The 25385-nt window shown below is 65.3% G+C and carries 22 protein-coding genes; 9 read left to right on the top strand and 13 right to left on the bottom strand.

The genetic code is table 11. The annotated features are described in order from the left end of the window. Nucleotides 1-2 precede the first annotated feature (2 nt). The 4 genes from glcE to ybiA form a co-directional block, all read right to left on the bottom strand. Entirely contained in the window at nt 3-1058 is a 1056-nt protein-coding gene (glcE, locus tag JYG36_RS10870) for a glycolate oxidase subunit GlcE (RefSeq protein ID WP_213603914.1), read from the bottom strand. Continuing rightward, nucleotides 1058-2557 (bottom strand): glycolate oxidase subunit GlcD, encoded by a 1500-nt coding sequence (gene glcD / locus JYG36_RS10875; protein WP_045195671.1) that lies wholly within the window; start codon nt 2555-2557, stop codon nt 1058-1060. Before glcD ends, glcE begins: the two co-directional genes overlap by 1 nt. Nucleotides 2558-2690: 133 nt before the next feature. Further along, nucleotides 2691-2915 carry a hypothetical protein gene (locus tag JYG36_RS10880; protein WP_010222367.1) on the bottom strand — a complete coding sequence of 75 codons (225 nt, stop codon included), beginning with the start codon at nt 2913-2915 and terminating at the stop codon, nt 2691-2693. A gap of 62 nt (nt 2916-2977) precedes the next feature. After that, nucleotides 2978-3553: a riboflavin biosynthesis intermediates N-glycosidase gene (ybiA, locus tag JYG36_RS10885; RefSeq protein WP_249744420.1), complete on the bottom strand. Its 576-nt coding sequence runs from the start codon at nt 3551-3553 to the stop codon at nt 2978-2980. A 226-nt stretch (nt 3554-3779) separates the two neighbouring features. Between ybiA and JYG36_RS10890 the strand changes: the two genes are divergently transcribed. Then, nucleotides 3780-4952, top strand: a complete 1173-nt coding sequence (locus tag JYG36_RS10890) for a sugar transporter (protein WP_093381284.1) — start codon at nt 3780-3782, stop codon at nt 4950-4952. 81 nt (nt 4953-5033) lie between these two features. Here JYG36_RS10890 and JYG36_RS10895 read toward each other — a convergent pair whose 3' ends face one another. From JYG36_RS10895 to fdnG, 9 genes are all read right to left on the bottom strand, one after another. Next, nucleotides 5034-5369: a hypothetical protein gene (locus JYG36_RS10895; RefSeq protein ID WP_045194304.1), complete on the bottom strand. Its 336-nt coding sequence runs from the start codon at nt 5367-5369 to the stop codon at nt 5034-5036. Between the two features lies 1 nt (nt 5370). Further along, nucleotides 5371-5631, bottom strand: coding sequence for a YceK/YidQ family lipoprotein (locus JYG36_RS10900; RefSeq protein ID WP_306764570.1), 261 nt, complete (start codon nt 5629-5631; stop codon nt 5371-5373). 76 nt (nt 5632-5707) lie between these two features. Then, nucleotides 5708-7231 carry an FAD-dependent oxidoreductase gene (locus JYG36_RS10905; protein ID WP_213603916.1) on the bottom strand — a complete coding sequence of 508 codons (1524 nt, stop codon included), beginning with the start codon at nt 7229-7231 and terminating at the stop codon, nt 5708-5710. Between the two features lie 12 nt (nt 7232-7243). Further along, entirely contained in the window at nt 7244-7858 is a 615-nt protein-coding gene (locus tag JYG36_RS10910) for a LysE family translocator (protein WP_123565625.1), read from the bottom strand. Nucleotides 7859-7976: 118 nt separating this feature from the next. Further along, nucleotides 7977-8204 carry a hypothetical protein gene (locus tag JYG36_RS10915; RefSeq protein ID WP_045194298.1) on the bottom strand — a complete coding sequence of 76 codons (228 nt, stop codon included), beginning with the start codon at nt 8202-8204 and terminating at the stop codon, nt 7977-7979. Nucleotides 8205-8264: 60 nt separating this feature from the next. Next, nucleotides 8265-9176 carry a formate dehydrogenase accessory protein FdhE gene (fdhE, locus tag JYG36_RS10920; RefSeq protein WP_213603918.1) on the bottom strand — a complete coding sequence of 304 codons (912 nt, stop codon included), beginning with the start codon at nt 9174-9176 and terminating at the stop codon, nt 8265-8267. Beyond that, complete coding sequence (locus tag JYG36_RS10925) at nt 9173-9820, bottom strand: formate dehydrogenase subunit gamma (RefSeq protein WP_213603920.1); 648 nt, start codon at nt 9818-9820, stop codon at nt 9173-9175. Before JYG36_RS10925 ends, fdhE begins: the two co-directional genes overlap by 4 nt. Then, on the bottom strand, nt 9817-10707 hold the full coding sequence (fdxH, locus tag JYG36_RS10930) for a formate dehydrogenase subunit beta (protein ID WP_275559268.1): 891 nt from the start codon (nt 10705-10707) through the stop codon (nt 9817-9819). The genes JYG36_RS10925 and fdxH overlap by 4 nt, the downstream gene beginning before the upstream one ends. Before the next feature lie 17 nt (nt 10708-10724). Continuing rightward, nucleotides 10725-13775: a formate dehydrogenase-N subunit alpha gene (fdnG, locus tag JYG36_RS10935; protein WP_213603922.1), complete on the bottom strand. Its 3051-nt coding sequence runs from the start codon at nt 13773-13775 to the stop codon at nt 10725-10727. Nucleotides 13776-14273: 498 nt separating this feature from the next. Here fdnG and JYG36_RS10940 point away from each other — a divergent pair, with 498 nt between their 5' ends. The 8 genes from JYG36_RS10940 to JYG36_RS10975 are packed head-to-tail and all read left to right on the top strand — an operon-like array spanning nt 14274 to nt 25374. Next, complete coding sequence (locus JYG36_RS10940; RefSeq protein WP_213604394.1) at nt 14274-16361, top strand: TonB-dependent receptor family protein; 2088 nt, start codon at nt 14274-14276, stop codon at nt 16359-16361. 44 nt (nt 16362-16405) lie between these two features. After that, nucleotides 16406-18121: an ABC transporter substrate-binding protein gene (locus JYG36_RS10945; protein ID WP_213603924.1), complete on the top strand. Its 1716-nt coding sequence runs from the start codon at nt 16406-16408 to the stop codon at nt 18119-18121. Next, on the top strand, nt 18118-19050 hold the full coding sequence (locus JYG36_RS10950) for an ABC transporter permease (protein ID WP_093381307.1): 933 nt from the start codon (nt 18118-18120) through the stop codon (nt 19048-19050). The genes JYG36_RS10945 and JYG36_RS10950 overlap by 4 nt, the downstream gene beginning before the upstream one ends. A gap of 22 nt (nt 19051-19072) precedes the next feature. Next, nucleotides 19073-20356, top strand: coding sequence for an acyl-CoA dehydrogenase family protein (locus JYG36_RS10955; protein ID WP_249744421.1), 1284 nt, complete (start codon nt 19073-19075; stop codon nt 20354-20356). Nucleotides 20357-20375: 19 nt separating this feature from the next. Beyond that, complete coding sequence (locus JYG36_RS10960) at nt 20376-21719, top strand: LLM class flavin-dependent oxidoreductase (RefSeq protein WP_213603926.1); 1344 nt, start codon at nt 20376-20378, stop codon at nt 21717-21719. Between the two features lie 27 nt (nt 21720-21746). After that, on the top strand, nt 21747-22802 hold the full coding sequence (locus JYG36_RS10965; RefSeq protein WP_213603928.1) for an NADP(H)-dependent aldo-keto reductase: 1056 nt from the start codon (nt 21747-21749) through the stop codon (nt 22800-22802). Between the two features lie 23 nt (nt 22803-22825). After that, nucleotides 22826-23716 carry an ABC transporter permease gene (locus JYG36_RS10970; RefSeq protein ID WP_045194278.1) on the top strand — a complete coding sequence of 297 codons (891 nt, stop codon included), beginning with the start codon at nt 22826-22828 and terminating at the stop codon, nt 23714-23716. After that, nucleotides 23713-25374 carry a dipeptide ABC transporter ATP-binding protein gene (locus JYG36_RS10975; protein WP_213603930.1) on the top strand — a complete coding sequence of 554 codons (1662 nt, stop codon included), beginning with the start codon at nt 23713-23715 and terminating at the stop codon, nt 25372-25374. Before JYG36_RS10970 ends, JYG36_RS10975 begins: the two co-directional genes overlap by 4 nt. Nucleotides 25375-25385 lie beyond the last annotated feature (11 nt).

Raw genomic sequence — 25385 nt, forward strand, 5'->3', positions numbered from 1 at the left:
GCTCAGATCTCCGCGTACATCCGCCCGGGGTTGAAGATCCCTTGCGGGTCGAGGCGCTGCTTGAGTTGTTGGTGATAGCGCAGCAAGGCCGCGGGTAGCGGCTGGAACGGGCTGTCGCTGGCGCTGTAGCAGGTGGCATGGCCGCCCAGTCGGCTTGCAGCCGCGCGAATGGCCTCGGCCGGGGCCTCGGACTTGAGCCAGCGCTGGGCACCGGCCCAGTCCAGCAGTTGCTCGCCGGGCAGCTCCAGCAGCGGGCTGTGGTTGGGCAAGGATATGCGCCACAGCGGGCGCGGGTCGGCGAAAAACCCCAGACGCTGGTGGTTCAGGTCTTGCCACCAGCAAGCCTTGAAGCGCTCGCCGCCGAGCCGGTCGCGGGCGGCCTTGACCGAACCTTCACCGCCTTCAAGGCGCAGGCGCAACACCGTGCCGTCATGGCAGGCGGCGCTGATCGGCAGCGGTTGCTGGCCCCATTGCGCCAGTTTCAGCAGGGCTTGCTGCGGGTCGAGCTGCAGGGCGATGTGCGCGTCGCAGCGCGGCTTGGGCAGTACTTTGAGCGACACCTCGCTGATCAGCCCCAGGCAGCCGAAGCTGCCGGCCATCAGCCGCGACAGGTCGTAGCCGGCGACGTTCTTCATCACCTCGCCGCCAAAACGCAGGTGCAGGCCCAGGCCGCTGATCACCCGGATGCCGAGCACGTAGTCGCGAACCGAGCCGGCCCAGGGCCGGCGCGGCCCCGACAGCCCGGCAGCGAGCATGCCGCCGAGGGTGGCGCCGTCGTCACTGTGCGGCGGCTCGCAGGGCAGCATCTGCCCGGCGGCCTCAAGCGTCGCTGCCAACTCGCTCAGCGGCGTGCCGGCGCGGGCGGTGATCACCAGCTCCGTCGGGTCGTAGTTGACGATGCCGCGGTGCTCGCGGGTATCGAGCTCGATCCCGGCTACCGGGCGGCCGAGATAAGCCTTGCTGGCGCCGCCTCGAATGCGCAAGGGCGTGCCCTCGGCGCGGGCCTGGTTGACCTGTTCGAGCAGCGCCTGACTGGCATCGTTGTTGTGCGCCAGCATCAGAAACGCTCCAGCTCGGGGAAGGGCAGTTGCCCGGCGTGTACATGCATGGCGCCAAACTCGGCGCAGCGCTGCAGGGTCGGGATGTTCTTGCCGGGGTTGAGCAAGCGATGGGGGTCGAAGGCGGCCTTGACTGCGTGGAACAGGGTCAGCTCGTCGCTGCTGAACTGCGCGCACATCTGGTTGATCTTCTCGCGGCCGACGCCATGCTCGCCGGTGATGCTGCCGCCGACACTCACGCACAGTTCGAGAATCTCGCCGCCAAAGGCTTCGGCGCGCTCCAGCTCGCCGGGCTGGTTGGCGTCGAAGAGGATCAGCGGGTGCATGTTGCCGTCGCCGGCATGAAAGACGTTGGCCACCCGCAGATCGTATTTATGCGATAGCACGGCGATGCGTTGCAGCACATGGGGCAACTCGCGGCGTGGGATGGTGCCGTCCATGCAGTAATAATCGGCTGAAATTCGCCCGACCGCCGGAAAGGCGTTCTTGCGCCCGGCCCAGAACTTCACCCGCTCCACCTCGTCACGGGCCTGGCGTACTTCGCTGGCACCGGCCTGTTCGAACAGGGTACGTACCCGCTCGCAATCGTCGTGCACATCGGCTTCGACGCCATCCAGCTCGCACAGCAGAATCGCCTCGGCGTCGACCGGGTAGCCGGCATGAATGAAGTCTTCAGCGGCGCGGATCGCCAGGTTGTCCATCATCTCCAGGCCACCGGGAATGATCCCGGCAGCGATGATGTCGCCAACCGCGCGCCCGGCTTTTTCCACCGAGTCGAAAGCCGCCAGCAGCACCTTGGCCACCTGCGGCCTGGGCAGCAGCTTGACCGTTACTTCGGTGATGATCCCGAGCATGCCTTCGGAACCGGTGAACAGCGCCAGCAGGTCAAAGCCCGGGGCATCGAGGCTGTCGGCGCCGAGGGTCAGGCATTCGCCTTCAACGGTAAGGATCTCGACCTTGAGCAGGTTGTGCACGGTCAGGCCATATTTCAGGCAGTGCACGCCGCCGGCATTTTCGGCGACGTTGCCACCGATCGAGCAGGCGATCTGCGACGACGGGTCAGGTGCGTAGTACAGCTCATAAGGCGCGGCGGCCTGGGAGATCGCCAGGTTGCGCACCCCCGGCTGCACCCGCGCGGTGCGCGCGGCGGGGTCAATGGCGAGGATCTTGTTGAAGCGCGCCATCACCAGCAGCACGCCTTTTTCCAGGGGCAGGGCGCCGCCCGACAGGCCAGTGCCGGCGCCACGGGCGACCACCGGCACCTTGCGGGCAAAACACAGCCTGAGGATGCCTTGCACCTGCTCGAGGGTATGCGGCAGCAACACCAGCAGCGGCAGTGTGCGGTAGGCCGAGAGGCCATCGCATTCGTAAGGCTTGAGGTCTTCCTCGGCGTGGAGGATATCGAGATCGGGCAGTTGTGCCTGCAAGGCCTGCAGCAGCGCCTGTTTGTCGACGGCGGGCAGGGCACCATCGACGTTTTCGTCGTAAAGGATATTCATTGACAGCCAGTCACCGGAATGTGCCAGAAGTTGCTGGAAATCGTAGACGATAAACAGCACCTGGCACTGGCGACCCAGGCTCTTGGGCGATTGACCTCACGCGTGTCGCGCACCCGCCACCCGCCTTTGCGGGCTAGCGGAAACGCGGCAGCGGGCGTTCGACGCTCAGCGAGGTGAGGGTTTTTCTGACCAGCTGATCATCGGCTTCGACGGCCTTGAGGGTGTCGCGGATCTTGCCGGCCACCGGCACATCGCCCTGGCGGTCGATCCAGTCGGCAATCTCCTTGCACGCCGAAGCGAGCCGGGCCTGGCGCTGGTTGATCAGGTTAAGGGCTGTGGTGATCTCTTTATCGGACATGAGGGAATCCTCCATCTGCGCGAATAAAGTGTAGCAGCGCAGAAAAATCCTGCGCTGGGCCCTCAGCCAGCCAGGCGCTCGCGCACGCGCATCAGCGCATAACCGAGCAGGTTCAGCCCTTGCCACTGGCGTGGATCGGCTGCTTGCGCGGCCTTGGCGTCCAGGCCGATGCCCCAGATGCTGTCCAGCGGGCTGGCCTCGACCAGCACCTGGCCGGCGGTAGAGAGTAGAAATGTGCGCAGCCCCGGGTTCTGTTCGAACTTGAGCAGGTTGGCCTGCTCGACGATCGCCGAGCGCTCGGCCACCCAGGCGGCGTCATCGTAGCCGGCGACTTCGCGGCCCAGCTTCTTGGCCTCGGCCGGCGTGCGCGCGGCGAGAATTTTCGCCAACGTTGCCTGGTCGTCGAACAGCCGCGCCTTGCCGGCCATCATGTAGTGCTCGGCGCTGGGGTAGTGGAGGCCTTGCTCTTTGAAGCCGGCCTCGAACCACTGGCTGAAGCAGCTTTTGTCCGGCTTGCCCTCGACCTTTTGCCGGTGGCCCCAGAAGTACAGGTACTGCGGCGCCAGGCCCTGGTCGATAGCGGCGATCAGGCTGTCATTGTCGAGGATGTTGGCCAAAGCCTGGGAGGGTTGCGACATAGCGGGGAGTCTTCCATGAACGAATCGGGCCATGGTACTCCACGCCTGCGCGGTTGTGACAGCTTCGGTGCTGACGTACTATCCTTGCCAGCAAGCGATACCCCGCATACTTATAAATCTTTCCTCAGCGCACACGCTTCACTCAGGCCCGACCGGCATGAGTGTCTGGCGCTGGGCGCGTTTTCGTTCCCGGCAATCGCAAACGACTCGGAGCAAGGCTTTACTCATGAATACATCCGTGGATGCGCGAACCGGCAGTTGGCTGAGTGTCATCGCCCTGGCCCTGGCGGCCTTCATTTTCAACACCACTGAATTCGTCCCGGTGGCGCTGCTCAGCGACATCGGCCGCAGCTTCGACATGTCCACCGCCCAGGTCGGCCTGATGCTGACCATCTATGCCTGGGTGGTGGCCCTGGCCTCGCTGCCGATGATGCTGCTGACCCGCAATATCGAGCGGCGCAAGTTGCTGATCATCGTCTTTGCCTTGTTCATCCTCAGCCATTTGCTTTCGGGGGTGGCGCAGAGCTTTGGCATGCTGCTGGTCAGCCGTATCGGCATCGCCCTGGCCCATGCGGTGTTCTGGGCCATTACTGCCTCGCTGGCAGTGCGCGTAGCGCCGCCGGGGCAACAGGCCAAGGCCCTGGGGCTGCTGGCAACCGGTACCACCCTGGCGATGGTCATGGGCATTCCGCTGGGGCGGGTGGTGGGCGAGGCCCTGGGTTGGCGCACCACCTTCCTGGCGATTGCCGGGGTGGCCTTGGCAACCTTGTTGTGCCTGGTCAAATCGCTGCCGCTGCTGCCGAGCCAGAACTCCGGCTCGTTGCGCAGCGTACCGGTGCTGTTCAAGCGCCCGGCGCTGGTCACCGTGTATGTGCTGGTGGCGCTGGTGATTGCCGCGCAGTTCACTGCCTACAGTTACATCGAGCCGTTTGCCCTGAACGTCGCGCAGATCGGCGGCGAACTGACCACCGTGCTGCTGTTGCTGTTTGGCGGCGCCGGGGTGTTCGGTTCGGTGCTGTTCAGCCGCTACAGCGAGCGATTCCCGCAGGGCTTTCTGATCGGCGCGATCGCCATGCTGGCGACCTGTCTGCTGCTGTTGCTGCCGTTGGCCGGCGACTTCAGCCTGCTGGGTACCTTGAGCGTGTTCTGGGGTGTGTCGATCATGTGCTTCAGCCTGGCGTTGCAGTCCAAGGTGCTGATCCTCGCCTCGGACGCCACCGACGTGGCCATGGCCATGTTCTCTGGCATCTACAACATCGGCATTGGTGCCGGGGCGCTGATCGGCAGCCTGGTCAGCGTGCACATGGGCCTGGGTAACATCGGCTATGTCGGCGGATCGCTGGCCCTGGCGGGGTTGCTGTTGTGCGGGGTGACGACCTACAGGTTTGCTCGCGCCTAGGGGCTGCTTTGCAGCCCATCGCCGGCAAGCCAGCTCCCACACGGACTGCGCAAAACCTGTGGGAGCGGGCTTGCCCCGCGATCAATCGCGAATCTTCAGCAGCCCATCGCAGCCCAGGCAACGCACCTTTTTCAGCTTGCGCACTTCGCTGAAGCCGACCCGGCGTGACAGCGCGGTGCCAACCTCATCCTTGTACAAGTGCATCATCGCTGCGTTGCACAGTGGGCAGCGCACCAGCATCGACAATGGAAAGGTCAGGCAGCCAAGGCCCAGAACCACCAGGATAATGGTGGTGCCCAGGCTTTTCGGCATCCAGTCGAACAGGGTCAGCACCATCAGCGGCGCGCCGATATAGATGATGAAGTCATTGATGTAGATATTCAGAAACGCCACGCGGCGGTAGTCGAGCTGGGGCATTTCAGTTCATCGAGTCATAGGGCAGCAGGGCGGTGTCGACCACCATGTCCGCCGGCAGGGTGACAATGGCAGCCACCGGGCAGACGATGGTCACCCAGCAGAAGATCGTTGAATAACCTTCGTAGCCGCTGGCGCCGATCGTGGTCAGTAACTGGACGTTGGCCTGGGTGCCTTTGTAGTAGTCGCCGCTGCCGTAGCTGTTGGAGCCGCGCGCAAGAAAAGTGCCGCAACTGGCCAGGAACAGGGTCGAGGCCAGGAGCAAAGAGGTGAGGATTCTGATGATGCCATTCCTTAGCAGATAGAGAGGCGAAACCTGCGCGCATTCTCGCACAACAGCGCTAGTATCCGCGCATCCCGCGTGCACTGAAGTACTCTTCGAGCACCTCTGGCCCGGCGCCGACCTGGGCCAGCGCGACGTAGCTGTCCGGGCGCAGCAGGTACACGCCGTCCCGCTGCAAGCCGGCCGCCTCGTGGGCATCGCACCATTCGAACACTTCCAGCGGCATGCCGCGGTCGCTGCACCAGGCCACCAGGCTGCCGCTGGCCGCACCATACACCTGAACCTGCCAGCGCATCCGCGCCAGCCCGGCAAAGTTGTCGTGGGCGCCGTCGCTGACCCACGGCAGGCGCTCGCCACCATGTACCTGGCCGGCGCTGCCGACGCTCAGGGGCATGTCGCGGTAGTTCAGGGTGATTTGCGAAGCGGTGCGGAACAAAAACGTCCGCGCAGCTTTGAGCGCCGCCACCCGCGGCAGCAGCACGGGGGCCAGGCGGGTGCGCAGCAGGGCGGCCAGGCGGCCGTCGGCGGTGATGAAGTTGAACACCTGGTCGGTGGTCGCCACCAGCCGCTGGGCAAAAGCACTGCGCTCGATTTCGTAGGTTTCGAGCAGGGCCTCGGTGGCGCTGCCTTGCAACACCGCCGCCAGTTTCCACGCCAGGTTGATGGCATCGCCGATGCCAGTGTTCATGCCCTGGCCACCGGCCGGGCTGTGTACGTGGGCGGCGTCGCCAAGCAGGAAGGCGCGCTGGTGGCCAAACTGCTCGGCCACCCGGTGGTGCACGCGGTAGGTAGAGAACCAGTTGACCTGATGGATCTCGACCTTCAGGTGCTCCATGGCGCGCTGGCTGACATCCTCGAAACGCAGGTCGCGGGGGTGTTCGGCACGCGCGTCGCGCACCGTGCCGATCAACCGCGCGCGGCCGCTGCCGGCCAGTGGGAATACGGCGAGAAAGTCGGCCTCGTCGAGGTCGACGTGCAGCTCGCCATTGAACGCCGGCCCCGCGCCATCGACATCGGCGACATAAAACACCTGCTCGTAAGTGCCGCCGGGAAAGCCGATGCCCAGGACCTTGCGCACCGTCGAGCGGGCGCCGTCGCAACCGGCGATGTAATCGGCTTGGCAGACTTCCTCGACGCCGTCGGCATGGCGCAGGCGGGCGGTGACACCTTCGGCGTCCTGGCTGAAGCCGAGCAGCTCGGTTTGCCGTTCGACGGCCACCGCAAAGCGCTGCAGGCGCTCGATCAGCAGTTGCTCGTGCTGGTCCTGCGGGTAGATATGCAGGAACGGGTAGGGCGTAAGTTCGGCGCCAATGCTGTTGAACGGCAGCCGCGCGGCGGTTTCGCCCTTGACCCACAGGTTGGCCGCCGGCACCTGGTGGCCCTGGGCGAGGACTGCCTCGGTCAGGTCCAGCTGGCGGTACAGCTCCAGGGTCCGCGCCTGCACCGCCAGGGCCCGGGAGGTGGTGCCGGGGCCGCTGGTCCTGTCGATGATCCGCACCTTGATGCCCAGCTTGCTCAGCCACAGCGCCAGCACGAGCCCGGTGGGGCCGGCGCCGATAATCAGTACGTCACAGCGGTTCATCGCAGGCGCTCCTCAGCGCTGGGCGAACGCCAGGTTCAGGCCCAGGCCGGCAAAAGAGGCAGCAAAACTGCGGCGCAGCCAGTTCTGAACCCGCGGCGATTCAATCACCGCGCGACGGAACAGGTTGGCCAGCAGGCCATACAGCACAAATACCACGAAGGTCATGAGCATGAACACTGCGCTCAGGCTGAGCATCTGCCCGCTCACCGAGCCCGCCTCGGCGCTGATGAACTGCGGCAGGAACGCCAGGAAGAAAATCGTCAGTTTCGGGTTGAGGATGTTCAGCAGGCAGGCCCGCAGGATCAGGCTGCCAGCGCTACCCACCGCGCTGTTGCTGTCGACGGCGAAGGCCGAGCGGTCGCGCCAGGTGGCGTAGGCCAGGTACAGCAGGTAGGCGACGCCGGCGAACTTCAGGCCCTGGAAGGCCAGGGCACTGGTGTGCAGGATCGCCGACAGGCCGAGGATCGAGGCCAGCAGGTGCGGGACGATCCCCGCCGTACAGCCCAGCGCGGTGTAGAGGCTGGCGCGCTTGCCGGCCACCAGGGCGGTGGAGATGGTCAGGATCACGCCGCTGCCGGGAATCAGCACGACGATCAATGAGGTAATGAGAAAATCCAGGCTCGGCATCGCGACAGGCTCCATCTCGTCTAGGTTGGCTGCAAGCATGTCTACAGACGTCAACCGTTCAGATCAAGTGTAAGAGCCCTGGCAGCTTTTGCTAGTCAGTCGTCGGCGCATGGCCTGGCTACTCGGCCTTGCCACGCACGATGCGCCCGACCTTGATTTCGTCGGCGTAGGCCTTGAGCTTGTCGGAGTCTTTGTACAGGCGATTCATCAGGTGCAGCACGGCAACCACGTCGACGCCGTCGATGCGCTCGGCCAGCTTGCTGATTTCACCGGCGGTGCGTTCCAGGTTGCCGGCGACGGCCTTGAGGTCGCGCTTGAGTTCGGCGGAAGATTTCTTGATGCCCATGGGGGTTCCGGGTGTGGGGTGAAAAGGGGGCATCGCGGGGCTTGCCCCGCGATAGCTTTATCAGCCGGGAAACAGAAACGGGCTGACACCACTGCGCCCATAACCCTCGCGCTCCACTTCGGCGTCCAGCGCCAGGGAAGCGAGGTCATCGGCCAGCACTTCCTGGTCGCGGTCCTTTTCCGGGTACAGCACTTTCAGGTAGCTGTGGCAGTCGTTGCAGCTCTCGGCCTTGATCGCCGCATCCTGACGCTCCAGCGACCAGTAGTCGAGGGCGCCGGTGGCTTCGCAGTTGCTGCATTTTACCCGAACCATGTGCCAGCGGCTCTCGCACAAACTGCAATGCAGGTAACGCAGGCCGGCCTGGGCGCCGTTCATGATCACGCTGGCCACCGGCGCGCTGGCGCACACCGGGCAGTGCTGGCGCTGTTCGCCCAGCGAGGCCCTGGCCGAAGCCGGCAGGGCATGGGCCAGCTGGGTGAAGTACAGCGACAGCGCGCTCCAGAGAAACAGCGCCTGGCCGCTGTCGACCTGCTCGTAGCTACCGGCCAGCAGGGCGCTGGCGCGCTCTTCCAGTTGCACCGGCGAGTAGCCGCGCAAGGCATCGAGGGTGCTGCGCACCGCTGGCGTGGCGTCGCCGTACAGTGCCTCGATCAAGGCGCCGAGCAGTTGCTGCCAGTAAGCGTCGCGCGGGTACTCTGCGCTTGCCAGCGGCGCCCGGCCAGCGTCCAGGCGCGCCGCCAACCCGGCCGCCAGCGCTTCAGGCAGCGCCAGGGTGGCAAGCAGTTGCTGCTGAGCCTCGGCGATACCGGCACAAAACCCCAGGTAATCGCCCATGGCGTGGCCGTCGGCCAGCTGGCGCAGGCGCGCCGCGCGTTTTGAGTAACGGTCCTTGAGCGACGGCAGCAGTACCGCGACGATCTCGTTGACGCCACCGCTGGGCGTCTGCACCGGGGTCATCTGGATGCTGCTCATTTGTCGCTCCCGGCTTTGCCTTGCTTGCTGTTCAGCTGGCGGTACCAGCGGTCGTGGTGGGTCTTGGCCCAGCTGCGGCTGACGTAGCCGGTGAGCATGCCGCGGATCGAACCCTTGACCCAGAATGCCAGGTAGGCATGGCCGATGATCAGCAGAATCAGGCTGATGCCGGCCAGTGCATGTACCAGCAAGCCGATGCGGATGGTCGGGATACTGAACAGCGGCGCGAAGTACGGCCGCCAGATCACCACGCCACTGAGCAGCAACAGGCTGATCAGGGCCATGATGCCCCAGAACAGAATCTTCTGCCCGGCGTTGTATTTGCCGATGTTCAGCGCCGGCTCATGCTTGCCGGCCAGCACTTGCTTGACGTTCTTGAACCACTGCAGGTCTTCGCGTTCCGGCAGGTTGTAGCGCACGAAGCGCACGAACAGAAACATCAGCAGCAAAAACACCACCACGCCGAAAAACGGGTGGAGGATGCGCGCCAGCTGCGGGGTGCCGAACACCGCGTTGAGGCCGTTGAGCGAGGGGAAGAACCACGACAGCCCCGACAGCGCCACGGCGAAGAAGCAGATCACCATGAACCAGTGGCTGGCGCGCTCGATGAAGCGCGTTCGCAGGATCAGTTTGTCCTTGTTCATGCGTGGGTATCCTCTTCGATCTTCTGGTCCTGTTCATCGACCTCGTTGGGGCCGACGCCGATGTAATGGAACAGGGTGCCGGCCAGGGTGGCGAAGAACGCCGCCGCGGCCACCGGTTTCATCCAGCCTTTCCAGCCCTGGATGGCGTTGCTGATGCGCGGGTCGGTGGGCAGCTTGTGGTACAGCTGCGGCTTGTCGGCATGCTGCAGCACGTAGACCACGTGGGTGCCGCCAACGCCTTGCGGGTCGTAGATGCCGGCCCCGGCAAAGCCGCGGCCCTGCAGCTCGGTGACCCGTTCGCTGGCTTGGTGCAGCATGTCTTGCTTGCTGCCGAAGTTGATTGCCCCGGTGGGGCAGGTCTTGACGCAGGCCGGCTCCTGGCCGACCGACACGCGGTCGACGCACAGCGTGCACTTGTAGGCCTTGTTGTCCTTCTTGCTGATGCGCGGCACATCGAACGGGCAGCCGGCGATGCAGTAGCCGCAACCGATGCAGTGCTCGGACTGGAAGTCGACGATGCCGTTGGCGTACTGGATGATCGCTCCCGGTTGCGGGCAGGCTTTCAGGCAGCCGGGGTCGGCGCAGTGCATGCAGCCGTCCTTGCGGATCAGCCACTCGAGCTTGCCGCTTTCATCTTCGACTTCATCGAAACGCATCAGCGTCCAGGTTTCGGCCGACAGGTCGGCCGGGTTGTCGTACACGCCAACGTTGTGGCCGACCTCGTCACGCAGGTCGTTCCACTCGTTGCAGGCCACCTGGCAGGCTTTGCAGCCGATGCAGATGCTCACGTCGATCAGCTTGGCCACTTCGGCCTGGTGATCGCGGGTGTGCGGCGCCGGGGTCAGCACGTTGGTGGCTGAGCGGCGGACGATGTCTTGGGATTGCATGGACATGGTATTCGCCCTCAGACCTTTTCAATGTTCACGAGAAACGCCTTGTACTCCGGCGTGTGGGTGTTCGACTCGCCGATGCCCGGGGTCAGGGTGTTGGCCAGGAAGCCCTTGCGCGTGCTGCCTTCGTAACCCCAGTGGCAAGGAATGCCGATGGTGTCGACATCCTGGCCATCGACGGCCAGGCGGCGGATGCGCTTGGTCACCACGGCCTTGGCCTTGATGTAGCCACGCTTGGTGCTAACCTTGACCAGGTCGCCCTGAACGATGCCCTTGTCGGCGGCGAGCTTCTCGCCGATCTCGATGAACTGCTCGGGCTGGACGATGGCGTTCAACCGCGCGTGCTTGGTCCAGTGGCGGAACAGCTCGGTGATCGAGTAGGTGGTCGCCACGTAGGGGAACTCTTCGCGCTTGCCCATGCGCTGGCGGTCGCTTTCGTACAGTCGCGCGGTCGGGCTGTAGGTCACGTTCGGGTGCAGCGGGTTGCTCGCCAGCGGGCTTTCGGTCGGCTCGTAGTGCTCGGGGAACGGCCCGTCGTTCATGGCGCCGACCGAGAACAGCCGGCCCAGGCCTTCGGGCAGCATGATGAACGGGTTGACCTTGCCACCGGGGGCGGCGCTGACGGCGAAGTCGGGCACGTCGACGCCGCTCCAGCGCACACCGTCCCAGCCGATCAGCTTGCGTTTCGGATCCCACGGCTTGCCCTGCGGGTCGGCCGAGGCGCGGTTGTAGAGGATGCGCCGGTTCTGCGGCCAGGCCCAGGCCCAGCCCGGGGTGCAACCCAGGCCGCTGTCGGCGTTGTCGCGGCGGGCCATCTGGTTGCCCTGTTCGGTCCAGGAGCCGGCGAAGATCCAGTTGAAGCACTGGGTCGTGCCGTCGTCACGCAACTGCGAAAAGTCGCTGAGCAACTGGCCCTTGCGCAAAATCAGCTTGCCTTGCTCGTCGTGCAGGTCGGCCAGGGCGCGGCCGTTGGACTCCTTGGCCACTTCCTCGGGCTTGGGGTCCAGCGGGTCGGCGTAGTCCCAGGCCATGTTGAGGATCGGTGCCGGGTTGGCGCCGCCTTCCTTTTCGTACAGCTCGCGGATCTTCAGGAACAGGTGGCCGAGGATCTTGCCATCGTGCCAGGCCTCGCCCGGAGGCGCCGCGCCGGCCCAGTGCCACTGCAGCCAGCGCCCGGAGTTGACGATCGAGCCGTCTTCCTCGGCAAAGCACGAGGAGGGCAGGCGGAACACTTCGGTCTGGATCGCCGCGGTGTCGACGTCATGCTGCTCGCCGTGGTTCTGCCAGAAGCTCGAGGTCTCGGTGGCCAGCGGGTCGATGATCACCAGGAACTTGAGCTTGGCCAGCGCTGCCTGGGCCTTGTTCTTGTCGGGGAAGGCCGCCACCGGGTTGAAGCCCTGGGCGATGTAGCCGTTGACCTTGCCTTCGTACATGCGGTTGCTGAAATTGAGCACGTCGTAGCTGTCGTCCCACTTGGGCAGCCAATCGAAGCCCCAGTCGTTGTCTTTGGTGGCCTTGTCGCCCCAAAGGCTTTTCATCAGGCTGACGAAGAATTTCGGCGTGTGTTTGTAGTAGTTGACCTGATCCTCCAGCAGCGCCACCGGCGTCACCTGCTTGAGGTAGGTGGCCATGTCGGTCTGCTCGTCGGACGGCAGGTTCATGTAGCCAGGCAGGCGCAGCGACAGCAGGCCCAGGTCGGTGTAGCCCTGGATGTTGGAGTGGCCGCGCAGGGCGTTGACGCCACCACCGGCCATGCCGATGTTGCCCAAAAGCAGCTGGATCATGCCCGAGCCGCGGATCATCTGCGCGCCGTTGGTGTGGTGGGTCCAGCCCAGGGCGTAGAGGAAGGTCGCGGTCTTGTCCGGGGCGCTGGTTTCGCCAAGGATCGCGCAGATCTTCAGGAAGTCGTCCTTGGGCGTGCCGCAGACGTTGGTGACCATCTGCGGGGTGTAGCGGCTGACGTGGGCCTTGAGCAGGTTCCACACGCAGCGCGGGTGCTGCAGGGTCAGGTCGCGCTTGGCGTAGCCCTTGCTGTCGAGCTCGTAGGTCCAGGAGCTGCGGTCGTAGCTGCGCTTGTTGGCGTCGTAGCCGCTGAACAGGCCGTCGTCGAAATGGTAGTCCTCGCGCACGATCAGGCTGGCGTTGGTGTAGTGGCGTACGTATTCGTGCTGGATCTTGTCGTGGCTGATCAGGTAGTTGACCACGCCCATCAGGAAGGTCACGTCGGAGCCTGCGCGGATCGGCGAGTAGATGTCGGCCACCGCGGCGCTGCGGTTGAAGCGCGGGTCGACGACGATGACCTTGGCGCCGTTGCGGATCTTCGCCTCGATCACCCACTTGAAGCCCACCGGGTGCGCCTCGGCGGGGTTGCCGCCCATGATCAGCACAACGTTGGCGTTCTTGATGTCGACCCAGTTGTTGGTCATGGCGCCACGGCCAAAGGTCGGCGCCAGGGCCGAAACCGTCGGCGCGTGGCAGACCCGCGCCTGGCTGTCGGTGCCGAGAATGCCCAGGGCACGGGTGAAGCGCTGGTCGAGCGAGCCGGTTTCGCTGCTGGCCGCCGACGAGCAGAGCATGCCGGTGCTGAGCCAGCGGTTGACCGTGGTGCCCTTGGCGTTCTTCTCGATGAAGTTGGCGTCGCGGTCGTCCTTCAGCAGCCGGGCGATGCGCTCGATAGCGTGGTCCCAGCTGATGCGTTGCCATTTGTCCGAGCCCGGTGCGCGGTATTCGGGGTAGAGCAGGCGCTGTTCGCTGTGCACATAGTCGACCAGGCCGGCGCCTTTAGGGCACAGCGAGCCACGGCTGACCGGATGATCAGGGTCGCCTTCGATATGGAAGATCCGCGCCTTGGCGTTCTTGGCGCCGTCGCCGAGGCTGTACATGAGAATCCCGCAACCGACCGAGCAATAGGTGCAGTTGTTACGGGTTTCCTTGGCGCGCAGCAGCTTGTACTGGCGCGACTGGGTCGCCTGGGCCACGCCCGGGGCAAAGCCCAGGCTTGCACAGGTGGCGGTGGCGACGCCGGCGGTACACAGCTTGAAAAACTGTCGTCTGCCAAGTCCCATGGGTATCTCCTCATTCTTATCGGCTGCACAAAGCTGCGGGCATAGGCATGCCCGGCAACAAGGCGTCGCAAGCGCAGTTGGCTGGGGTGTCGAAGCACGGTGTGTCGCAGGTCCCTGTCTGGCGCAGGGTTTTAAGCGGACGTATGCGCGCTAGTGTATTCCCGTACGGAATGTGGGACTAATCGACCTTGTTGATAGGTCTATCGACAGGATCTATCAAGGCCTGGGCCATGATCAACTGTTCGCCAGGCAACAGCAGTTGGACAGATACCCGCAATTCGAACAATTGTTTAAACCGTTGAAACCGCTCAAACCCAAGGATTTCAAGGGATTTTGTGGTTGGCACGGACGCTGCAACAGCTCCCTTCGAGATTGACTATACCAATAGAAACTCGCCTATTTTTTAATCAGGTGGGGAGCAAGACCTTGAATTTCGTGCCTCGGGCAACATCCGTTTTATCCAAATCTTCGACCAAAGTAGTAGGCAAGGACTGGAAGCTGGCCAGCGTCGGCGCCGCCCTGTTGAGCCTGGCGCCGCTGGCCCAGGCCGAAGACGCCACACAGACTGAAAAACGCCTGGAGACGGTTACCGTCCAGGCCGCCAAAGCCACCCCGGTAGAAGCGGCGCAGGCGCAACTGGACGAGATCCCCGGCGGTACCGGGCTGGTCCAGCAGGCCGAGGTGGAGAAGGGCCGCTCAGCCACCCTCGAAGACACCCTGGCCTATCAGCCGGGGGTGTATGCGCAGGCGGCCGGCGGCAACGATGCGATCAAGATTTCCATTCGCGGCTCGGGCGCCAACACATCGCCTGGCTACTTTCGCGAAGGCACCAAGTTTCTCTTCGACGGCCTGGCCCTGACTGGCGCCGGTGGCACGCCCTACGAGCTGCTCGACACCCAGGGCCTGAGCTACACCGAGGTACTGCGCGGTGCCAACGCCTTCGAATACGGCGCCTTGTCGCTGGGCGGGGCGATCAACTTCGTTACCAACTCCGGCCTCACTGCGCCGGGCAACCGCATCAAGGTCGAAGGCGGCAGTTTCGGCTGGCAGAAGCAGACCCTCAGCACCGGTGGCGTGGCTGGCAATGCCGACTACTTCATCAGTGTCGACAACTCCAAGCGCGACGGTTACCAGGACTTCACCTTCACCAAGGCCAAGGGCGTGGTGAGCAACTTCGGCTACCGCTTCAACCCCAAGCTGGAAACCCGCCTGTACATCCGCTACCGCGAGGAATACCACGAAAACTCCGGGGCCCTGACCCTGGCGCAACTGAAGAAGAACTCCTCGCAAACCAACCCCAGCACCCGCGCCACCCGCGGCGACTCGACCAAGGAAGGCTCGACCTGGGTCGGCAGCAAGACCACCTACACCTTCGATGACGATTCGACCCTGGTGGCCGGGCTGGTCTATCACAACTACCCGCAGATCCTCAGCAAGAAGAGCACGGTCAACCCCAACTACTGGGACTGGCGCGACATCAACTACTCGCTCAAGTACACCCGCAGCGACCAGCTGTTTGGCCTGCCGAGCACCACCACGGTCGGCTGGAGCAGCACCCAGCACATCCGCTCCGGGGTGCGCACCTACAGCGGCGACAAGGACCTGGGCCGGTTGCAGAAGCAGGTCGAGTACGACGGCTCGTTCGACCATGTGTTCTCGCTGGGCAACGACCTCGGCCTGACCGACAACCTGTACCTGTCCACGGGCCTCTCGGCCATTGAGGTCAAGCGCAATGTCGATGTCAATTTCAGCGACCGGCCCAACACCAGCGGCATCCCCAGCCACTATCGCTATCAGCAATGGAAACTGGCGCCACGGCTCGGCCTGCGTTACTACCTGACCCCGGACGTGCAGGTGTTCGGCAACGTCAGCCGCTCGATCGACCCGCCCAGCTCCTGGTCCAGTTCCGGCTCGGGGGTGACCACCAACTTCGCCAAGACCCTGGTGCCACAAAGCGCCAACACGGTTGAACTGGGGATTCGCGGGCGTTCGGAGATTTTCGACGGCAGCCTGACCCTGTACAAATCGTGGATCAAGGACGAGCTGCTCAACGTCGAAATCCTCCCGGCCACCAACACTTCGGCTGCCGTGGTCTCGACCTCCAACGCCAGCCCGACCATCCACCAGGGCATCGAGGCGGGGCTGACCACCAAGCTCTGGCAACGCGATAACGGCGATGTGCTGAGCTGGCGCCAGGCCTACACCCTCAACGACTTTCACTACCGCAACGACCCGCTGTTCAGCAAGAACGAGCTGCCGGGCCTGCCCAAGCACATCTACCAGGGCGAGCTGTTCTACCAGTACGCCAACGGCTTTTACGCCGGGATCAACGTGCGCTCGGCATCGAGCACGGCGGTGGACTACGCCAACAGCTTCTACGCGCCGTCTTACACCCTGTGGGGCGCACGCTTGGGCTATGACGCGCCGAACAAGACCTGGCAGGTGTACCTGGACCTGAAGAACCTCACCGACAAGGACTACGTCACCGCCCTGGTGCCCAGCTACGACGCCAAGGGCCAGGACACCGCCTCGCTGTACCCGGGTGACGGCTTCGGCGCCTACACCGGGATTGCCTACAACTTTTGAGCCAGGGGCGGGTGCCGTTCGCGCGGCACCTGCAGGAGAACCGCATGAGAGTAATCGCAAGGCTGGGCGCGCCCGCCGTGCTTGGCGCGCTGCTGGCCCTGGGCGCCTGCAAGCCGGTGGAGCAATCGCCGGGGCAGGGCAGCAGTGGCATCGACGGCACGCTGCACAACGGCACCCTCAGCTATGGCGCGCAGGACTATTACGAGGCCGCCCCGGGCAAGCCCGGTGGCACCCTGCGGGTGTCGACGGCCTCCGACACCACGACGCTGGACGTGCATTCGATTTCCCACGGCAATGTGCAGTGGCTGGGGCGCATTCTGTTCGACTGCCTGCTGTACCAGGACGAGCAGGGCAATATCTCGCCGTGGCTGGCCAAGTCCTGGGAGATCTCCGACGACGGCAAGACCTACACCTTTCACCTGCGCGACGACGTGACCTTCAGCGATGGCGAGAAATTCAACGCCCGTGCCGTGCAGGTCAACCTTGAACACATGCGCGACCCGGCGACCAAGTCGCCGCTGGCCGCTGCCTACATCGCCCCATATGTCGACGGGCGCATCGTCGATGAGTACACCTTCGAAGCGCACTTGCGCGAGCCGTATTCGCCGTTCCTCGATGTGCTGGCGCAGTCGTGGCTGAGCATGATCTCGCCCCGGCAGATCCTCGAAGCGCCGAAGACCATCGCCGAGCACCCGATTGGCTCCGGGCCCTTCGTGCTGGAAAGCTACACCCGCGACCAGGGCGCCAACTTCGTCAAGCGCAAGGGCTACAACTGGGCGCCCGCAGTCACCCGCCACCAGGGCGAGGCCTACCTCGATCGCCTGGAGCTGAGCATCGTCCCCGAGCCGATGATCCGCTTCAGTACCCTGGAAGCCGGCCAGTCGGACTTCACCGTCGACGCCCCGACCCAGAACGCCCGGGCTATCCGTGACAACCCGGACTTGCAGATGCGCAGCCGCATTCGCAAGGCCAACCCGTTTCGCAGCCTGACCTTCAACGTCGAGCGCTTTCCCTTCGACGACGTGCAGGTGCGCCGCGCCGTGGCCAAGGCCATCGACCGCGACGGCCTGGCCTGGATCACCGGTTTTGGCGAGTACCTGGCCAAGGGTGATTTTCTTGCCGCCAACACCCGCTACTACGACCCGGCATTCAAGGATGTACTGGCCTATGACGTCGCCGAGGCCAACCGCATTCTCGACCAGGCCGGCTGGAGTGAGCGCGACGCCGAGGGTTACCGGGTCAAGAACGGCCAGCGCCTGGCCGCGCACCTGCTGACCTACGAAACCGCGGCCTACCCGAGCAGCATCGCCGTGGCCATCCAGGCCGACCTGAAGAAGATCGGCCTCAAGATCGACATCGACCTGCTGCCCCTGGCCCAGGTCACCCAGCGCCGTTACGCCAGTGATTTCCAGCTGATCGGCGGCGGTTACTGGCACACCAACACCCCCGATGGCCTGTACATCCTCTATCACAGCCAGGCAATCAGCACCGCCAAGCTGATCGGCCAAAACGCCGGGCGCTTTCGCGATGCCGAGCTCGACCGGGTGCTCAGCGCAGCGCGGCAGACTACCGACCCGGTGGCGCTGAACGACCTCTACCGCATTGCCCAGCAGCGCCTGGCGCAGACCATCCCGGCGGTGCCGGTGTTCGAGAGCCATGTGCTGCTGGCCTACCGCAAGCAGGTCAAGGGGCTGATTTTCGACACTTCGCACAACACCCCGTTTTTCACCAGTGTCTGGCTCGACCCGGAGGGCAAATGACTAGCTTGCAACGATTGGCCTGGCGCCTGCTGGCCGGCATCGGCGTGCTTTGGGGCGCGGCGACCCTGACTTTCCTGGCCATCAACCTCAGCGCCGGCGACCCGGCCCTGGCGATTCTCGGCGGCCCCGACGCCATGCCCAGCGCCGAGCTGATTGCCCAGGTGCGCGCCGAATACGGCCTCGACCAGCCGTTGTGGGTGCAGTACGGGCAGTACCTGGCGCGCCTGGCCCAGGGCGATCTGGGCGAGTCGTACCGTTTGCGCATCCCGGTGCTGCAGGTGATCGGCAGCCAGCTGGGCGCCACCGTGCAGCTGTCGCTGGCCGCCGCCTTGCTGTCGATTGTGCTGGCGGTGAGCTGCGCGGTGCTCACCGCCAACCGGCCGCGCTGGGTGCGCTCGCTGGTGTCCGGCACTGAACTGGTGCTGTCGTCGGCGCCGTCGTTCGTGATCGGCATCGTGCTGTTGCTGGTGTTTTCGTTCGGCTGGCACCTGCTGCCGCCATCCGGTTCCAACAGCTGGCAGGCGCTGATTCTGCCGAGCCTGGCCCTGGCCCTGCCGATTGCCGCGGTGCTGACCCAGGTTCTGCGCCAGGAGCTGGAAGACATCCTCGAACAGCCGTTTATCGCCATGGCCCGCGCCCGCGGCATGTCCGAGACCGGCGTGCGCCTCAAGCATGCCTTGCGCCATGCCCTGGTGCCGCTGGTGACGTTGTCGGGCTTTGTTTTCGCCAGCTTGCTGGGCGGTGCGGTGATCATCGAAATGCTCTTCGCCCGCCAGGGCATCGGCCGCTTGATGCTCGACGCCGCAGTCACCAAGGACATGCCCTTGCTGCTGGGCATCACCCTGCTGGCGGCGGCGATTTATGTGCTCGTCAACTTTCTCGTCGACCTGATCAACCACTGGGTCGACCCGCGCAGCAAAAGCCTATGAACCCGAATTTCAAGGACCAGCCATGAGTGCCCATGAACTGCCAACAGCCCTGGCTGCGAACTACGCAGGCCAGGACTACGTTAACCTGCAGGCGCGTTTTGCCCCGGTGTTTGCCCGCATTGCCGAAGGTGCGGTCGAGCGCGAGCAGCAGCGCACCCTGGCCCATGAGCCGGTGGCCTGGCTACGCGAAGCCGGCTTTGGCGCCCTGCGCGTGCCCCAGGCATTGAACGGCGCCCAGGCCAGCCTGCCGGTGCTGTTTCGCCTGCTGATCGACCTGGCCGAAGCCGACTCCAACCTGCCGCAAATCTTTCGCGCCCACTTCGGTTTTGTCGAAGGCCGGCTGTCCAGTGGCGATGCCGCTTCGCAACAGCACTGGCTGGCCAAGGTGGCGGCGGGGCAGTTGTGGGGCGCGGCCATGGCCGAACGCACCGACACCACCGGCAATTCGGTGCGCCTGCGCGCTGCCGACCCGCAGGCGCCCGAGGCCGGCTGGCTGCTGCACGGTGAGAAGTACTACTGCACTGGCGCCATCTATGCCGACTGGGTGGCGGCGGTGGCCATGCTCGACGAGGATTTTGTCAGCGTGGTGGTGCCGACCACGGCGCCAGGGGTCAGCCTGGAAGATGACTGGGACGGTTTCGGCCAGCGCCTGAGCGGCAGCGGCACTACCCGTTTTGCCAATGTCGCGGTGCCGCCGCAGCAGGTGCTGCGGCGCTTCAAGCCCGGCGAGCTGCGCGCCGAATCCTACCTGTCGGCCTTCTACCAGCTGTACCACCTGGCGACCCTGGCCGGTATCGCCCGCGCCGCGCAGCGCGATGCCGTGGCCTTCGTCCAGGGCCGCACCCGCGCCTTTGGCGTGCCGGGCCAGTCCAGCCCCAAGGACGACCCGCTGGTGCAGCGGGTGATCGGTCGTCTGTCGAGCCTGGCCTATGCCGCCCAGGCCCTGGTGCTGGATGTCGCCCAGGTGCTGCAGACCGTGCATGAAGCCGAGCTCGACGGTTCGATTGGCGAGGAGCACTACGTCGAGGCCGACATTCGCACCTACCAGGCCCAGCAGATCGTTCTCGAGCAGGTGCTCGAAGCCACCACCTTGCTGTTTGAAGTCGGCGGCGCCTCGGCCACCAGCCAGGCCCGGCGCCTCGACCGGCATTGGCGCAATGCCCGCACCCTGGCCTCGCACAACCCGGCGATCTACCGCGAGCGGGCGCTGGGCAATTACTACCTCAACGGCATCAGCCCTGGTGCCGCCTGGCGCCAGTTGCACGCCCAGGACAACGCCGCCCGCGATGAAGCCAGCGCGGTCTGACCCCACTCAAGGAGTTGCCATGAGCCAGCCTGCAAAACACATGAGCATCGGCATGAACATCCTCGGTTTCGGCGCCCACTCCGGTGCCTGGCGCCAGGCCGAGGTGCCGGCCAATGCCTATCTCGATCACCAGTACTACAGCAACATCGCGCGCATCGCCGAACGCGGCAAGCTCGATGCGATCTTCCTCGCCGACGGCCCGGCGCTGATCGGCGATGTTGGCCAGCATCCGGCCGGGCGCCTGGAACCTACCGTGCTGCTCACCGCCGTGGCCCTGGCCACCCGCCATATCGGCGTGATCGCCACCGCTTCGAGCAGCTATAACGACCCGTATAACCTGGCCCGGCGCTTCAGTTCGCTGGACCATATCAGCGGCGGCCGCGCGGCCTGGAACGTGGTCACCAATGCCGGTGATGCCGCCGCGCAAAACTTCGGCCTGGCCGGTGCGCCGCGGCACGTCGACCGTTATGCCCGGGCCGATGAGTTCATCGATGTCACCCTCAAATTGTGGGACAGCTGGGAAGATGACGCGGTGATCGGCGATGCCCGCCGTGGGCGTTTTGCCGACCCGGCCAAGGTGCATGCCATCGACTTTGTCGGCGAGCACTTCTCGGTCAAGGGCCCGCTCAACCTGCCGCGCTCGCCCCAGGGTCGGCCGGTGCTGGTGCAGGCCGGGTCTTCCGAAGGCGGCAAGGCCCTCGGCTCGCGCTATGCCGATGCGATCTTCACCACCCAGACCACCCTGGTCGACGGCCAGGCGTTCTATCAGGAAATGAAACAGCGCGCCCGCCAGTGGGGGCGCAACCCCGAGCACCTGAAAATCATGCCGGGGCTGTCGACGGTAATCGGCAGCAGCGAGGCCGAGGCCCAGGCGCGTTTCGACGAGCTCAACGCCTGGTACGGCGAAGAAGGGCTGATCAACCAGGTGGCGGCGCGGGTGGGCCTGGCGGTCAGCGAGCTGCAGCTGGATGCGCCGTTGCCCTGGGAGCGGATTGGCCCGGTGGCGGATTTCGAGCGCGGCTCCCACGGTTTTCTCGAAGCTCAGTTGAACCTGGCGCGGCGCGAGAACCTGACCATCCGCGAACTGTCGCGGCGCATCCTGGTCGGCCACCGGCTGATCGTCGGCACCCCGGAACAGGTCGCCGACAGCCTCGAGCACTGGTTCCGTGCCGGCGCTGCCGATGGCTTCAACATCATGCCGGACATGTTCCCCTCCGGCGTCGAGGTGTTCGTCGACCAGGTGGTGCCGCTGCTGCAAAAACGCGGGGTGTTCCGCCATGAGTACCAGGGCAGCACCTTGCGCGAGCACCTGGGCCTGCCGTACCCGGCCAGCCAGTACCAGCGCGCCGCCGAAGCGGTTTGAGCTTTTTACTTTCGATACGGAGCGAGCATGATCAAACGTAGATTGGGCCACAGCGACATTCAGGTCAGCGTGCTGGGGCTGGGCAGCATGACCTGGGGCCACCAGAACAGCGAAAGCGATGCCCACCGCCAGCTCGACGCGGCGCTGGCCGCTGGTATCAACCTGATCGATACCGCCGAGATGTACCCAACGCCGACCCATGGCGAAACCTGGGGCAGCACCGAGCGCTTCATCGGCAGCTGGCTGGCGAACAGCGGGCGGCGTTCCGAGGTGGTGCTGGCCAGCAAGATCATCGGCCCGGCACGCCAGCCGGGGGCCGGCGCGCATATCCGTGAGGGGCTTACACGCCACGACCGGGCCAATATCGTCGCCGCCCTGGACGGCAGCCTCAAGCGCCTGCAAACCGATTACCTGGACCTCTACCAACTGCACTGGCCAGACCGCACCACCAATATTTTTGGCCAGCGCGAATACCCCTATGTCGAGGATGACCGCGAAACCGTGAGCATCGCCGAGACCTTGCAGGTGCTGGCCGATCAGGTCGCCGCCGGCAAGATCCGCCATATCGGCGTGTCCAACGAAACCCCGTGGGGCGTGGCCGAGTTTTTGCGCCAGGCGCGTGAGCAGAACCTGCCGCGCATCGTCAGCATCCAGAACCCCTATAGCCTGCTCAACCGCCTGTACGAGGGCGGCCTGTCGGAGTTCAGCCAGCGCGACAACATCGGCTTGCTGGCCTATTCGCCGCTGGCCTTCGGCGCCCTGACCGGAAAGTACCTCAACGGCGCCTTGCCGCAGGGCTCGCGGCTGTCGTCGGTGTACCGCACCTTCAACCGCTACGACAGCCCCGGCGCTCATCAGGCCATCGCTGCCTATGTGGCGCTGGCGCAGGAGCTTTCGATCAGCCCGGCGCAACTGGCCCTGGCCTATGTGCTCAACAAGCCGTTTGTCAGCAGCGCACTGACCGGGCAGACCAGCCTGGCGCAACTGGCCGACAACCTCGGCGCATTGCAGGTGAAGCTGGGTAGCGAAGCCTTGGCGCGCATCGAGCAGATCCACCGGCAGATCCCTAACCCGGCTCCCTAACGTTCAGTTCATGGAGGTGCCCGATGGCGCCGATCAATTCAACGGCAGCGGTGCTGCCGGTCAGCGGCCTGATCCCGGCCCCGGCGCGTTTTGCCAGGCGCCGGCCACTGGCGGTACGCCCGGGTCTGGTGCTGGCGGCGCTGTTCGTCGTCTTTTTGCTGCTGGCAGCGCTGCAGCCAGGCTGGCTGGTGGCCGCCGACCCGCTTGATGCCAACGCCCGCCAGGCGTTCCAGCCACCGGCTAGCCTGCACTGGCTGGGCACTGACGAGAACGGCCGCGACATCCTCGCGCGGCTGGTCTACGCGGTGCGCCCGTCGCTGGTACTGGGCCTGAGTGCCACGGCGCTGGGATTGCTGCTGGGCACCGTGCTGGGGCTGCTGGCCGGCCTCGGCCCACGGCTGGTCGACGGCGCGGTGATGCGCCTGGTCGATGTGCTGCTGGCCTTTCCCGACCTGTTGCTGGCGCTGGTGATCATCACCTTTTTTGGCCAGGGCGCGCTCAACACCATCATCGCCGTGGGCATCGCCAGCGTGCCGCGCTATGCGCGCCTGGTGCGGGCGCAAACCCTGGTGGTGCGCAATGCCGGCTACGTCGAGGCGGCCACGACCCTGGGCCTGCCACGACGGCAGGTGATCTGGCGGCACGTGCTGCCCAATGCGATCAAACCGATTTTGATTCTCGCCACCATCGGCATCGGCAGCACCATCGTTGCCGGCGCCGCCCTGAGCTTTCTTGGCTTTGGCGCGCCACCGCCGCAGCCGGAATGGGGCGGCATGCTCGCCATCGGCCGCAACTACCTGGCCAACGCCTGGTGGCTGGTGGCCTGGCCGGCCCTGGCCATCACCCTCACCGTGGTTTCGATCACCGCCATCGGCCGCGAACTGCTGCGCCGCAACGAAGGTAAACGCCTATGAACGCTGTTCTTCAACACCCCGCGCCGCTGGTCGAGGTCAGCGACTTGCAGGTGCGCTTCGGCCAGGGCGTGCCGGTGCTCAAGGGCATCAGCTTCACCGTGCAGCAGGGCGAATGCCTGGCGCTGGTGGGCGAGTCGGGCTCGGGCAAGAGCGTCACTTCGCGCACCCTGGCCGGGCTCACCGGAGCCCATGCGCAGTTGCAGGCCAGCCGCCTGGCCTTTGCCGGGCAGGACCTGCGCCAGTTCGACGAGCGCGCCTGGCGCCGGGTGCGCGGTGCGCAAATCGGCTTTGTCATGCAAGACGCCCTGGGCTCGCTCGACCCCCTGCGCCCGGTCGGCAAGGAGATTGCCGAGCCGCTGCAACTGCACAGCGCGCTGAACCGCGAGCAGCGTCAGGCGCGGGTGCTGGAACTGCTGCGCGCGGTCGGCGTGCCGGAACCTGAGCTGCGCGCCCGCCAGTACCCCTGGCAGCTCTCCGGCGGCTTGCGCCAACGGGCGCTGATCGCCTCGGCGATTGCCTGCAACCCGCGCCTGCTGATTGCCGACGAGCCGACCACGGCGCTGGATGCCACGGTGCAGGCCCAGGTCTTGAGCCTGCTCGAATCCCTGCGCGGCGACAGCACGGCGATGCTGATTGTCAGCCACGACCTGGCGGTGGTCTCGCGCCTGGCCAACCGCGTGGCAGTGATGCACAACGGCGTGATCGTCGAGCAGGGTAGTGTCGAGGCGGTGCTGCAAGACCCGCAGCACCCCTACACCCAGTACCTGCTCAAGGCCGGTGCCGCCGTGCATTTTCGCCGGCCGCAGGCAGCAAAACTTGCGGCCGTGGCGCCGCCGGTGGTGGAAACCAGCGCGCCGCTGTTGCAGGTGCAGCAACTGAGCAAGGCCTTCAAGGGCCCGGACGGCGCCTTGCGCACCGTGGTCGACAAGGTTTCGCTGCAGCTGCACAAGGGCCGCACCTTAGGCATTGTCGGCGAGTCGGGCTCGGGCAAGACCACCCTGACCCGGATGATCCTCGGCCTGGAAACCCCCGACAGCGGCGCGATCCAGATCAAGGGCCGGCCCTGGCTGCAACTCGATGACCAGGAGAAACGCGCGCTTCGCCGCAGCATCCAGGTGGTGTTCCAGGACCCGCTGAGCTCCTTCGACCCGCGCTACACCGTGCAGCGGGTGTTGTACGAGGCGCTGCAAGTAGCCGGGCACCTGCGCGCGCAGTGGCGCCCGCAGGCCGTCGAGTTGCTCACCCTGGTGCGCCTTGACGAAAGCCTGCTGGAGCGGCGCCCGATCGAGCTGTCGGGCGGCCAGCGGCAACGCATCGCCATTGCCCGCGCCCTGGCCGCGCAGCCGCAGATCCTGGTGTGCGACGAGCCGGTGTCGGCGCTGGATGTGTCGGTGCAGGCGCAGATCCTCGAACTGCTCGACGACCTAAAACAGCGCCTGGGCCTGGCCTGCCTGTTCATCTCCCACGACCTGGGGGTGATCAACCACGTCAGCGACCAGGTGCTGGTGATGAAAGACGGCGTGGCGGTGGAAAGCGGCGCCGTGCGCGATGTTTTCGACCGTCCGCAACACCCCTATACCCGTGCCTTGCTTGACGCCATTCCACACCTGGAAAGCGGTCGCAAGGTCAGTTTCGAATTTCTCCGCCTGGCGATCTGATCGCCTGATTT

The sequence above is a fragment of the Pseudomonas sp. SORT22 genome (assembly GCF_018417635.1).
In the GTDB taxonomy this organism is placed as follows: Bacteria; Pseudomonadota; Gammaproteobacteria; order Pseudomonadales; family Pseudomonadaceae; genus Aquipseudomonas.

What these genes read in the sequence shown, in the direction of transcription:
- glcE (WP_213603914.1), bottom strand. Translation starts at nt 1,058, where the DNA reads ATGCTGGCGCACAACAACGATGCCAGTCAGGCGCTGCTCGAACAGGTC.
- glcD (WP_045195671.1), bottom strand. Translation starts at nt 2,557, where the DNA reads ATGAATATCCTTTACGACGAAAACGTCGATGGTGCCCTGCCCGCCGTC.
- JYG36_RS10880 (WP_010222367.1), bottom strand. Translation starts at nt 2,915, where the DNA reads ATGTCCGATAAAGAGATCACCACAGCCCTTAACCTGATCAACCAGCGC.
- ybiA (WP_249744420.1), bottom strand. Translation starts at nt 3,553, where the DNA reads ATGTCGCAACCCTCCCAGGCTTTGGCCAACATCCTCGACAATGACAGC.
- JYG36_RS10890 (WP_093381284.1), top strand. Translation starts at nt 3,780, where the DNA reads ATGAATACATCCGTGGATGCGCGAACCGGCAGTTGGCTGAGTGTCATC.
- JYG36_RS10895 (WP_045194304.1), bottom strand. Translation starts at nt 5,369, where the DNA reads ATGCCCCAGCTCGACTACCGCCGCGTGGCGTTTCTGAATATCTACATC.
- JYG36_RS10905 (WP_213603916.1), bottom strand. Translation starts at nt 7,231, where the DNA reads ATGAACCGCTGTGACGTACTGATTATCGGCGCCGGCCCCACCGGGCTC.
- JYG36_RS10910 (WP_123565625.1), bottom strand. Translation starts at nt 7,858, where the DNA reads ATGCCGAGCCTGGATTTTCTCATTACCTCATTGATCGTCGTGCTGATT.
- JYG36_RS10915 (WP_045194298.1), bottom strand. Translation starts at nt 8,204, where the DNA reads ATGGGCATCAAGAAATCTTCCGCCGAACTCAAGCGCGACCTCAAGGCC.
- fdhE (WP_213603918.1), bottom strand. Translation starts at nt 9,176, where the DNA reads ATGAGCAGCATCCAGATGACCCCGGTGCAGACGCCCAGCGGTGGCGTC.
- JYG36_RS10925 (WP_213603920.1), bottom strand. Translation starts at nt 9,820, where the DNA reads ATGAACAAGGACAAACTGATCCTGCGAACGCGCTTCATCGAGCGCGCC.
- fdxH (WP_275559268.1), bottom strand. Translation starts at nt 10,707, where the DNA reads ATGCAATCCCAAGACATCGTCCGCCGCTCAGCCACCAACGTGCTGACC.
- fdnG (WP_213603922.1), bottom strand. Translation starts at nt 13,775, where the DNA reads ATGGGACTTGGCAGACGACAGTTTTTCAAGCTGTGTACCGCCGGCGTC.
- JYG36_RS10945 (WP_213603924.1), top strand. Translation starts at nt 16,406, where the DNA reads ATGAGAGTAATCGCAAGGCTGGGCGCGCCCGCCGTGCTTGGCGCGCTG.
- JYG36_RS10950 (WP_093381307.1), top strand. Translation starts at nt 18,118, where the DNA reads ATGACTAGCTTGCAACGATTGGCCTGGCGCCTGCTGGCCGGCATCGGC.
- JYG36_RS10955 (WP_249744421.1), top strand. Translation starts at nt 19,073, where the DNA reads ATGAGTGCCCATGAACTGCCAACAGCCCTGGCTGCGAACTACGCAGGC.
- JYG36_RS10960 (WP_213603926.1), top strand. Translation starts at nt 20,376, where the DNA reads ATGAGCCAGCCTGCAAAACACATGAGCATCGGCATGAACATCCTCGGT.
- JYG36_RS10965 (WP_213603928.1), top strand. Translation starts at nt 21,747, where the DNA reads ATGATCAAACGTAGATTGGGCCACAGCGACATTCAGGTCAGCGTGCTG.
- JYG36_RS10970 (WP_045194278.1), top strand. Translation starts at nt 22,826, where the DNA reads ATGGCGCCGATCAATTCAACGGCAGCGGTGCTGCCGGTCAGCGGCCTG.
- JYG36_RS10975 (WP_213603930.1), top strand. Translation starts at nt 23,713, where the DNA reads ATGAACGCTGTTCTTCAACACCCCGCGCCGCTGGTCGAGGTCAGCGAC.